This is a genomic window from Chryseobacterium sp. 22543, assembly GCF_052044565.1.
In the GTDB taxonomy this organism is placed as follows: domain Bacteria; phylum Bacteroidota; class Bacteroidia; order Flavobacteriales; family Weeksellaceae; genus Chryseobacterium.
Genome location: NZ_JBQENH010000004.1, coordinates 573,225 through 585,008, shown reverse-complemented (window position 1 = coordinate 585,008; position 11,784 = coordinate 573,225). Strand labels below are relative to the sequence as shown.

Sequence of the window (11,784 nt, the reverse complement as noted above, 5' to 3'; positions counted from 1 at the left end):
TTTTATATTGTAAAAAAAATTAAGATATCCAGAGCTTGATGTATGCTCACAAATACCTTAATTTTTGCTTTATTATTTTTTATGTTTCACGTGAAACATATCTTTTTTAACGTCCTAAATAGACTAGTAAAACGTTGATATCGGCTGGAGAAACTCCACTTATTCTTCCTGCCTGGGCAATAGTCTTTGGACGTACGTTAGACATCTTCTGTTTTGCTTCTGCAGAAAGACTTGAAAGCTTTGTGTAATCAAAATCCTCAGGAATTTTAATATTTTCCAGACGGTTTAGTTTGGCTACATTTTCTTTTTCTTTCTCAATATATCCTTTATATTTAATATTGATCTCAGCCTGTTCTCTTACTTCATTGTTGTATTGGCTTGAAACTTCTTTAATGAAATCAATTTCATCCAGTTTTCCTAATGTCATATGAGGTCTGGTAAGAATTTGTGCTGCTCTATATGCCTGATCTACCGGATTGCTTTCTATAGATTCAAGAACAGGGTTGATGATACCTGGTTTTAAAGAAGTTTCGCGAAGGAATTCTTCAAGTGCTTGACTTTCAGATACTTTAGTTTCCATCCTTCTTAATCTGTCTTCTTTTGCCAATCCTAAGTGGTAAGCTTTTTCAGTTAATCTGATATCTGCATTATCTTGTCTCAAAAGAAGCCTGTATTCGGCACGTGAAGTGAACATTCTGTAAGGCTCTTCAGTTCCTTTTGTGATAAGATCATCTATTAAGACTCCGATATAAGCTTCATCTCTGTTTAGAATGAAATCGCCTTTTTCATGAACTTTATTGTGAGCATTGATGCCGGCGATTAATCCTTGGCCTGCTGCTTCTTCATATCCTGTTGTTCCGTTGATCTGTCCTGCGAAATATAAATTATCAATTAATTTTGTTTCCAGGGTATGTTTTAATTGGGTAGGAGGGAAGTAGTCGTATTCAATTGCATAACCTGGGCGGAACACTTTTACGTTTTCAAATCCAGGAATATGTTTCATTGCTTTGATCTGTACATCCTCAGGGAGAGAAGAACTGAATCCGTTTACGTAGATCTCTACAGTTTTCCATCCTTCCGGTTCTACGAATAGCTGGTGTCTGTTTCTTTCTGCAAAACGGTTGATCTTATCTTCAATACTTGGGCAGTATCTTGGACCTAAACTTTGAATTGTACCATTGAACATTGGGCTTCTGTCAAAACCTTCTCTCAAAATATCGTGTACTGTTTCGTTCGTATATACGATATGGCAGCTTAATTGTTTTGTCAATTTTGGGGTGTCAAGATAGCTGAACTTTTGAGGATTTTCATCTCCTTTTTGTTCTTCCATTTTTGAGTAATCCAAACTTCTTCCATCTACTCTTGGTGGAGTACCGGTTTTCATTCTTCCTGCTTCAAATCCTAAAGTGACCAATTGTTCTGTAATTCCAAATGCTCTTGGTTCACCCATTCTTCCTCCGCCTAATTGTTTATCTCCAACGTGAATTAAACCATTAAGAAAAGTTCCGTTAGTAAGAACTACCGATTTTGCTTTAATCTCAATTCCTAAAGAAGTAACTACTCCGGTTACTTTGTTATTTTCAACAATCAGTTGTTTCACCATATCCTGAAAGAAATCAAGATTGGGTGTATTCTCTAATGCTAATCGCCATTCTTCGGCAAAAAGCATTCTGTCATTTTGGGTTCTCGGAGACCACATCGCAGGACCTTTTGAAAGATTCAGCATTTTGAATTGTATAGCAGATTTGTCTGCTACAATTCCGGAATATCCTCCCATTGCATCAATCTCTCTTACGATCTGTCCTTTTGCGATTCCGCCCATTGCCGGGTTGCAACTCATCTGTCCGATGGTCTGCATATTCATTGTAACGAGTAGTGTTTTTGAACCTAGGTTGGCAGCGGCTGCTGCTGCTTCACAACCTGCATGTCCGGCACCTACTACTATTACATCATATATTTCTGAAATCATTTTTATCTCGCTTGTTTTAAGCTTTAAACCTTATCTTTATAACCAATGTTTCACGTGAAACATTTTTGAAGAATGCACTCTAGGTAAAGTTATATTATTACTAGAATTGAGTACTTTAGGTATGGGACTTTAAGTGATTGTTCAATTTTAAAACTTTAAATCCACGTATTTGGCCAAGTACAAATCTTCCATTCTCCGCATCTCTTTTTCTTCCTCTTCCGTCTTGTCTTTATAGCCTATAAGGTGTAAAATACCATGGGCTAAAACTCTTCTTAATTCTTCTTCATAATCTCGGGATAGGGTAGAGGCATTATCAGAAATGCGCTGCAAAGATACGAAAATCTCAGCGCTTATTGTCTTGCCTTTTACATAATCAAAAGTGATGATATCTGTATAATAATCATGCTGCAAATAATCCTGATTAATCTTAAGAAGATATTCGTCATCACAGAAAATGTAATTGATTTCTCCTGGCTTTTTTCCTTCTGAAAGAATAAGATCTTCCAGCCATTTTTTGTAATCTGTACTTACCGACTCTGGTAAGCTTTCGTAAAAGAACTGTATCATTTTTTTAAAACCAGTGTCCTAGAATAACACTGAATATACCTTTTTGGTTGTTTTTAAGTGAGTGGCTGAAGTTAACTTTTATCTGCCCGAAAGGAGATTTGTAACCTGCCGTAATTCCCAGGGAACTATAATTTACTTTAACTGCGTCTTCAAACTTGATATCATTTGATAAGTTAGCAAAGCTGAAGTTTCCACTGATGAAATAGTTTTTGTTAAATTTAAACTGAACATCGTTTGAAGCTAATATCACATTATTAGTATAAAGCTGGGCAAAATAAAATCCTCCAAAACTTTTAAAATTCATTAGATTCTGCTCAAAAATTCCACCCAATCTGTATTGGTAGTAAGCAGGAAGATTTTCACCAATAGTAACCCCTCCAAACACGTTCAGACGGTAAGTGAATTGTTTACCCAGAGGAATATTGATTTTAAGATCTGCTTTGATCTGAATTATTCTTTTATCAACTTCAGATTTTAAAAGATCCACTACCTTTCCTTCTGCAGCAAAATAAATTCCTTTGGTAGGAAACTCTTTATCATCCTGCGTATCGGTTTTTATGAAGATGTAAGGGTTCAGAAAACGGCTGTAACGCCTGTTGTCTCCATTGCTGTTTTCCGCTTTGAAATAATCATGGCTGATACCACCTCCGATGGCGAATTTATCCTTCCATATAGACTGTATATAGGCTTCATTTCTTAACCATTCCCATCGGTCTACAACATAATTATCAACATTTTTTATATCGAAACTCATTCCTGATGAATAAAGACCAAATCCAGGAATGTATCCGTTATCTATAAAATAGTTCATATAATATCTCACGCGGTCTCCCACAACAACATCCAGGGAAAGATTTGAATTTTTAAATAAAAGCCTCTTTGCTGAATAATTTAAAAGAAGCCCAGTTTTGAAAACTTCATCATAATGCAGCCCGAATTTTATAAAATGGCGGGTGTCATCTTCAGTGACATAAAGCTTTAAGTAGTTGGCATCATTTTCCTGAACGATATCATAATTGATAAAACGATAATTATTTGTCGCCACCAATTTATCCACCATTTTATTGATGCTTCCATAAGTCTGTAAAGAGGGTAGACGAAGTCCCATTTTCCCCAGGGTGTAGTTTTTACCATATATTTTACTTCCTTCAATAGAAATGCTATCTATCTTGTATACGTTGGAATATATAGGGTTTATGCGTTGTCTGAGGCGGTCAAAAGGGCGCTTTGGCAATTGATCCAGTACTTGTGAATATTTGAGCCCTTCTACATATCCGCTGTCCAGAATTTTCTTCTTATCGTCATAGCTTGTTGCAGACATGCCCTTCAGGTTGGGTTTGATATTGATGTCTGTATATTTATACTGTTTTCTTGTATCTTTCTTAATTCCGAAATCGATTACCTGATTCAGTATGGATATAATATTGTTTAAATCCTCTCTTTTTGAAAGATCCTGATTAAGATCCACTCCAATCACAATATCGATTCCTTTATCCTTTAAAGGCTTTGAAGGATAGTTTACAGTCATGGCCCCGTCAATATAAATGCTGTCGCCAATTTTAACAGGATCCATTAAAGAAGGAAAAGCAGAACTCGCCATAATAGATTGTACGAGATCTCCTTTTTCAAAGATCTGCATATTGCCGCTTTCCAGATTGGTTGCAACACACATGAATGGAATGGGCATTTTGGAAAAGTCCTCAATATTGGAAACATTTTTAAAAAGTTCTTTCAGAAGATAAACATTTCTTTGGCCAGTACTGATAGAAGAGGGAAGTGTGATTTTTCCGTTTTTGAGCGGAATGGATAAAAGATATTTGTCTACAGATTTGTTAAAAAAGCTGGTTTCCTGCCTGGATTTTGGATCCATAATTAAAGAATAGAAATCCGTATCCATGACAATTTTTTCTATTTCTTTTCCGGAGTAACCTGCGGCATACAAACCCCCTACAATGGCACCCATACTTGTTCCGGAAACATAGTCCACCTTCACTCCCAATGAATCTAATACTTTAAGAACTCCTACATGTGAAAACCCCTTGGCTCCGCCACCGGCCAGCGACAGTCCTATCCTTGGATTTTTAGGAATCACCAAATCTTTTTTTACCTGAGAATGGATCAATAACAGTTGGAATATGGAAAGCAGAATCAGGAGTTTTCTCATAGTTAATCTTTTATATAAATCCGTTTCACCCGAGGTGAAATGGAGGTTAATACTTCATAAGTTATCGTTTTGCAGTAGCCTGCGAATTCTTTTAAACTTGGTTTGGCATTGAAAACAGTTACAGTATCGCCTTCTTTTACATTTGGAATATTATCTACATTAATCATCATCATATCCATACAGAGGTTTCCAACAATTGGTGCCAGGACTTTGTTGATACCTACATTTCCTACCTGATTTCCTATCAATCTCGGAATACCATCTGCATATCCAACAGGTATAGTAGCAATTCTGGTAAGATGATCAGCTTTATACTTCCTGCTGTAGCCTACAGATTCTCCGTTTTCAACCATTGATATCTGTGAAATTACGGTTTTAAAACTTACAACAGACTGCAGTTGCTTTTGAATTTCATTATCCGGTGACTCTCCAAGCATTCCAATACCGATTCTTACCATATCAAACTGATAATTGGTATAGCTTGTTATTCCGGATGAATTCAGAATATGACGAAGCGGAGCGTATTCTAATTTTTCTATCAGGTAACTGGAATTCTTTTCAAAAACTTCCAGCTGCTTCAAAGTAAATTCTTTTTCTTCAGGCATATCAGAAGATGATAAATGGCTGAACATGCTCTGAACTTTCAGATTTTTTTGGCTTAAGGTTTCGCTTAACTGATCCAGTTCAAAATCTTTAAAACCAAGACGGTGCATTCCAGTTTCCAGTTTAATATGGATAGGATATTTTTTATCATAACCTGATTTCTGAACGGCTTCATAGAATAATTCCAACACTCTGAAGCTGTAAATTTCAGGTTCCAGATTATATTCTATGATCGTCTGATAGCTGTGCTGCTCAGGATTCATAACAATGATAGGAGTTGTGATTCCTTTTTTACGAAGTTCAACTCCCTCATCCACATAGGCTACCCCCAGATAATCTATGTGATGATGCTGAAGAAATTCTGATACTTCATAACTTCCCAGACCATAAGCATTGGCTTTTACCATTGCCATCATTTTAGTTCCCGGTTTCAGCAATGATTTATGATAGTTGATATTGTGAAGAATAGCATTAAGATTTACTTCCAGTACCGTATCATGTTTTCTAAGCTCAAGAATATCTTTAAGCTTTTCAATCTCAAATTTTCTGGCTCCTTTTAGCAAGATAATCTGATTTTCTATTTCAGTAAGATGCTTACTTTCAATTAGCTCCTTAGTGTCAATAAATGTATATGTTTTAGCTTTAAATAATTCACTGAAGTTTGATATTTCATCACCGATTAAGAAAACAGAATCAAAATTCTGTTCATTCACCAGCTCAGAAACTTCCTCATATAATTCTTTTACGTTGGTACTCACCCCTACGATGTCAGTTAAGACCAGGGATTTTTTAGACTTATTATATTCATTCAAAAATTGCAGGGCAGTCTTCAATGAATCAAGATCAAGATTAAAAGAATCATTGATGACAATATTGCCTTTAATTCCTTCGATCGCTTCAAGCCTCATTTCAACGGCTTTTAAAAGGTTGATTTTTTCAACGATCTTTTTATTTTCGATATTCAGTTCCTTGAGAACTGTGATAAGCGCCATAGCGTTGGTTAATGTAGCTTCGTCTCTCTGATGAGCAGGAAAACTGATTTCTTCGCCAAAATAATCAACAATAATGTTGTCATCCTTGGAAATATTGCTTTTGATGAAAACCTGGTTCTCTTTTTTAAAACCGTAAGAAATTAATTTTTTATCAGAATAGAAGTTTTTAATTTTTTGTTCAACCAAAGTATTGTCACCATTATAAATGATTACTTCAGAATTTTTAAAAAGACTGATCTTTTCATCAATGAGTTGCTCTTCAGAAGAAAAATTGGCAGCATGAGCTGTCCCGATGTGGGTGAGCAGCCCGATTTGAGGATGGAACATATTTTCAAGTTTATCCATCTCATGTGGTTTTGAAATTCCAACTTCAAAAATTCCCAGCTTATACGAACTGTTGATCTGAAGAAGAGACAGCGGAAGACCAATCTGAGAATTAAAACTTTTAGGACTTTTTACAGTAGGAAATTCATTCCAGAGGCATTGATATAACCACTCTTTTAAAATAGTCTTACCATTACTTCCCGTGATTCCGATAGATTGTAAATGAGAATTTTCGAAATGATATTTTGCTAATTTTTGAAGAAACTCCACGGAATTTTCAACAATAAGCCAGGTTATATTTTCAAACTCCGGATAATGATGTTCAGAAATAATGACATTGATTCCCCTGCCTACTGCAGAATCTATAAATTTTTCGCCGGAATTTTTATGGGTATTGATCGCAATAAAAGCTGTATTTTTAGTAGAATAAATAATCCTGCTGTCATACGCTATATTTTTGATCATTAAATTACTGTCTCCAATGATCTGTGCATTGGTGATTTCTGCAATGTGTTGTACTGTATAGTTCATTGGTGCCCTTTCTGCTTTATTTTTTGAACGAAACAGCAGAAGTAAAACTTCAAGAAAGTAAGAAAATTATAATTTATACTGATTCTTTTTTCCAGATTTTACTCTATTGCTTTCCCGTTTTTATTTTTTATTGAGTGAATATTTTTTATGGGTGTATTCAATCCCTTATTTTCTTTTTAAAAGTACTTCGTCAATAAATACACGGCGGCTTACTGCTTCATAGCTTTCAGTTTCTCCCAATTCTACCAGATTATCTCCCTGGGAAGTTCTCATAGAATAGTTGGCGAGATTACCTGTTCTCTTACAAATAGCATGCACCTTTGTGACATACTCGGCAGTAGCCATCAAATTGGGCATTGGCCCGAACGGACGGCCCAAAAAGTCCATATCCAATCCTGCAATGACCACTCTGATCCCGCTATTGGCAAGCTGGTTGGCAACATCAACAATACTTTCATCAAAAAACTGAGCTTCATCAATGGCTACTACATCACAATTGGAAGCCAACAGAAGAATTTCATTAGGATTTTCTACTGATGTACTGCGGATTTTATTCTGATTATGAGATACTACATCCTCTTCAGAATATCGTATATCCATTTTTGGTTTAAAAATTTCCACATTCTGTCCTGCCATTTCCGCTCTTCGCAATCTGCGGATCAGTTCCTCGGTTTTACCCGAAAACATAGAGCCACAAATCACTTCCATCCAACCACTTTGTTTGGAATGATTAATTGTATTTTCTAAAAACATTTGTTAAATTAGCCGTATATTTTTAACATCAAAAGTAAGCAATTTTAATAAGAATCTTATTATGCAGAATATCCAAGATTTAAAGGAAAAGATTTTTTTTGAGTCCATGAATATCATTGATAATCTGGACAAAATAAGCAACGTAGACGAATTACTTTCCAAGCAAGATCTTGTAGATGAGCTTGCTAACAGGATTTCTTTTTTGAAACTGCTGGAAAAGAATATTGAATATTTTGTTACAGATCATCCGGAGCAGTCTCTGAACAATGAGTACATCTCTTTTGCATCCGGAGAAACGGAACATTATGATAAAGGAAATGAAGTAACAGAAGAGGAAGCTATTTTCAATAATGAGCTGAACGAAATTGATGAGAATGAAATTTTCTCAACCGGGTCTGAAGAAGAGGAAGCTGCTTTCAATAATCAGCTGAATGAAATTGTTGAAAATGAATTCCATGAAAATATTGTGAGCTTTGTGGAAGAAGGTTACGAAGAAAAAACACTGGAAAACACTCAGGAACAGGCTTCTGGTCATGAAACTTTAGAAGAGGAAGCCGTTTTCAATAATCAGTTGAACGAAATTGATGAAAATGAAATTTCAGAAGAGCAGAGAGCTGTTCTGAGCTTTGTAGATGAAGAAAAAATTCTTGCTGATTCTACACCAGATTCTGATGAAGATCTCAATGAAGACCTGTTTCATGATGAAGTGACTGAGGAAGAAGCCATTTTCAACAACCAGCTGAATGAAATGGATGAGCAGGAAGAGGAAAACATTGAGCAAGAATCAAAAAAAGAAACTGATTTTGCCGGGGTAAACGATGCTAAAGTTCCTGTGACGGAGATTATTCCAAGTATTTTTGATACAGAAACTCTGGAAGATGAAATACTGATTGAAGAAAACGAAGAGCAGTTTGTTGCTTCAAATGTTTCTATTGAACAGGGTGAATTGGCCACAGAAACTTCGAATGTGGAAAATATACTGAGTGAGATAAAAAATGATCATTCAGTAGAAGAGACAAAAGAGGAAAGCATCCTTGCTGAAGTCTATGACAGAAGAAAAATCGTTGAGATCGATAAACCTTCTGCCGAAGAAACAGAAAAACATCCTTCTGATGAAAGCTTTGAAAATTTAGAAGCGTATCACCAGGAGAAAAAAATAAAATTAGCCAATATCAAAGGAATGAAGGCTGTTCAGTCACTTTTTGATGACGATCCTTTGGAAAGAGAATTTCCTAACGAAAAAGAACATGTGGCAGAGAAAGAAGATAGCGGAAGTATTTTGAAGTCTAATATTCCTACCAACTTTATGGAAGCAGACAAACAGAAACCGGAATTTAAACTGGATCTGAATGACAGAATTGCTTTTTCAAAAATGCTCTTTGAAGGAAGTCAGACAGATCTGAATGATACGGTATTTCAGCTGAACCAGTTCAAAACACTGGAAGAAGCCAAAGAATATCTTAGTGATCTGTATTACGAAAGAAAATGGAATAAAGTGGATGAATATGCTCAGAGACTTTGGATATTGGTGGAAAATAAATTCTTATAATTTTGAGCGGAATCTTATATTTTGTTCCCACACCTGTTGGGAATCTGGAAGATATGACTTTCAGGGCGGTAAATGTCCTTAAAGAAGTTGATTATATTTTATGTGAAGACACCAGAACTTCCGGAATACTTTTAAAACATTTTGAAATCTCAAAGCCTTTAAAATCTTATCATTTACATAATGAACACCAGGCAACGGAGAAAGTAATTACAGACCTTAAAAACGGTCAGAATATCGCTATTATTACCGATGCGGGAACTCCCGGTATTTCGGATCCGGGATATTTGCTGGCAAAAGCAGGAGCAGACAATAATATTGATATGATCTGCCTTCCCGGAGCAACAGCTCTCATTCCTGCACTTGTAGTTTCAGGACTTCCCAATAATGAATTTTTATTTGCGGGTTTTTTACCACAGAAAAAAGGCAGACAGACAAAGCTTAAGCAGCTTGCTGAAGAAAAAAAGACCATCGTTCTTTACGAAAGTCCCCATAAAATCAATACAACGCTGGAGCAGATAAAAGAATTCTTCGGAGAGGAAACTAAAGTAAGCTTAAGTCGTGAGATCTCTAAAAAATTTGAGGAAACCAAACGGGGAACAATCAATGAATTAATTGAATTTTCCAAGAGTAAAACATTAAAAGGAGAGATCGTTCTTATTGTCAACAATTCTATTTAATTTTTCTTGAAAAAATTAGTCTTTGTATTATGTTCTGTAGTCTGTACAGCACAGACCAACCAATATATGAAAGTGATCCTGTCAAAAAAGACAGGGAAGGAGGTGACTTCCTATTCAGACGGATATGGAACGGTTTACGATTCGGATTCTAAAAAGCAGGGAATCATAGACTCTTTAGGAACCATTACCTTTGAATCTCCTTACAGAGGAGGAATTTTACATATTTTTAAAAACAGATTTATTCTTTATTCTGAAGATGGCAATAATAGAAAATCAGCCATTATTAACGAAAAAGGGAAGGAATTCATTGCTTTGGATGATCAGGAATTCAATACACCCTGGTGGAGCAAAGACCGTATTATTTCTTCGAAACAGGATAAAGAAGCCGTCTATGATTATAATGGGAAAGAAATTATTCCTTATGCTGAAAAAATCCGTTTTTCGGGAAAGAACAGATTCTTTGTTTTAAAAGATAAAAAATGGTTTCTGTATGACCTTGACGGAAAACAGCTTAGCAGCCGCGAATTTAAAGAAGATTACAGCTTTGAAGATGGCAAAGCACTGATCATTAATGAAGAAAATGAGAGTGAAATCATAGGAAATAACGGTCAGACCCTGCATAAATTTTCAAAACAGGTGGTAGATATCAATGCATATCCTTATCTGATTACTAAAAATAAAAGTACAGGAAAATATGGTTTGATAGATGCAGAAGAAAATACAATTGCAGAGGAAATCTTTAATGATATCACACCGGAATACTTTGGCAGAAAAGAATATATCTACCTTATAAAAAATGGAAAAACAACGGTATTCAATAAAAAAGATAAGAAGCTGTATTCCCAGACTTTTAAATATGTAAATCCTTTATTGAGTAATTTCTTCAGTGTTTATAACGATAAAGTAAAAAAATCCGGAATTGTTGATCTGGAAGGGAATATTATTTTTCCTCTGGAATACGATTTTATTAAGGCTTTTAGCATTTCCGGAAAAGATTTTATCTATCTTAAAAAAGGAACTGAAGAACAATTCCTGGATAAGGATCTTAAAAATATTGTTGGAGAAGGAGTACAGATTTTAGGCTTTTATCCGGACAATCTTATTATTGGAAAACAGGATCGTTACTATAGGTTTTCTGTGAAGGATGGCTCAACGGCAGAGCTGAAGAATATCAGTGAAATCAGAAATGAAGACGTTGAATATTTTAATCCGCTTAATCAGTATTCAAAACCATTGGTATGTAAAAATACAAACAATTTATATGGTATTCTGGATGGGAAAGGAACGGAAATTGTTCCCTTTATTTACGAAGATATCATTACATTCGGGAATGCTGAGAACGAAATTGTGGTAAAGAAAGAAGGAAAATTCGGAGTTTCAAACTTTCAGAATGAGCCTTTGAAGGAGATTATTTATGATAAATATTTCTGGCAGAAAGAAGTACTGAAGCTGGATAGAAGCAAAAAAACAGACTTTATTTATTTCACGAGATTTAAAAATAATCCTGTTCAGCTTTGATAAAAATCTAAATAATTATCAAAATAATCCAGTATTTTAACAATTTAAATGGGTTGAATAACAATTTATAATATCTTTGCAAACCGTTTAATTCCGGATAGGAATTGTAAAAATTATAAGTGTCAGCTGTCACAAGC

At 35.2% G+C, this 11,784-nt stretch carries 8 protein-coding genes; 3 read left to right on the top strand and 5 right to left on the bottom strand.

Features of this window, described 5'->3' with window-relative positions:
* Nucleotides 1–106: 106 nt before the first annotated feature.
* From mnmG to ACTJIP_RS17120, 5 genes are all read right to left on the bottom strand, one after another.
* Entirely contained in the window at nucleotides 107–1,969 is a 1,863-nt protein-coding gene (gene mnmG / locus ACTJIP_RS17140) for a tRNA uridine-5-carboxymethylaminomethyl(34) synthesis enzyme MnmG (RefSeq protein WP_440704869.1), read from the bottom strand.
* A 147-nt stretch (nucleotides 1,970–2,116) separates the two neighbouring features.
* Complete coding sequence (gene ybeY / locus ACTJIP_RS17135; RefSeq protein ID WP_077413227.1) at nucleotides 2,117–2,536, bottom strand: rRNA maturation RNase YbeY; 420 nt, start codon at nucleotides 2,534–2,536, stop codon at nucleotides 2,117–2,119.
* 4 nt (nucleotides 2,537–2,540) lie between these two features.
* Nucleotides 2,541–4,700: a patatin-like phospholipase family protein gene (locus ACTJIP_RS17130; protein ID WP_077413228.1), complete on the bottom strand. Its 2,160-nt coding sequence runs from the start codon at nucleotides 4,698–4,700 to the stop codon at nucleotides 2,541–2,543.
* Nucleotides 4,701–4,702: 2 nt separating this feature from the next.
* On the bottom strand, nucleotides 4,703–7,150 hold the full coding sequence (locus tag ACTJIP_RS17125; RefSeq protein WP_440704868.1) for a bifunctional UDP-N-acetylmuramoyl-tripeptide:D-alanyl-D-alanine ligase/alanine racemase: 2,448 nt from the start codon (nucleotides 7,148–7,150) through the stop codon (nucleotides 4,703–4,705).
* Between the two features lie 165 nt (nucleotides 7,151–7,315).
* The gene (locus ACTJIP_RS17120; protein ID WP_077413230.1) at nucleotides 7,316–7,903 is read right to left on the bottom strand and encodes a thymidine kinase; all 588 of its coding nucleotides are present in this window, start codon (nucleotides 7,901–7,903) and stop codon (nucleotides 7,316–7,318) included.
* 61 nt (nucleotides 7,904–7,964) lie between these two features.
* Here ACTJIP_RS17120 and ACTJIP_RS17115 point away from each other — a divergent pair, with 61 nt between their 5' ends.
* The 3 genes from ACTJIP_RS17115 to ACTJIP_RS17105 are packed head-to-tail and all read left to right on the top strand — an operon-like array spanning nucleotide 7,965 to nucleotide 11,647.
* Nucleotides 7,965–9,452 carry a hypothetical protein gene (locus ACTJIP_RS17115; RefSeq protein ID WP_077413231.1) on the top strand — a complete coding sequence of 496 codons (1,488 nt, stop codon included), beginning with the start codon at nucleotides 7,965–7,967 and terminating at the stop codon, nucleotides 9,450–9,452.
* A gap of 2 nt (nucleotides 9,453–9,454) precedes the next feature.
* Nucleotides 9,455–10,129 carry a 16S rRNA (cytidine(1402)-2'-O)-methyltransferase gene (gene rsmI / locus ACTJIP_RS17110; RefSeq protein ID WP_047377914.1) on the top strand — a complete coding sequence of 225 codons (675 nt, stop codon included), beginning with the start codon at nucleotides 9,455–9,457 and terminating at the stop codon, nucleotides 10,127–10,129.
* 6 nt (nucleotides 10,130–10,135) lie between these two features.
* The gene (locus ACTJIP_RS17105; RefSeq protein ID WP_139348442.1) at nucleotides 10,136–11,647 is read left to right on the top strand and encodes a WG repeat-containing protein; all 1,512 of its coding nucleotides are present in this window, start codon (nucleotides 10,136–10,138) and stop codon (nucleotides 11,645–11,647) included.
* Nucleotides 11,648–11,784: the final 137 nt, after the last annotated feature.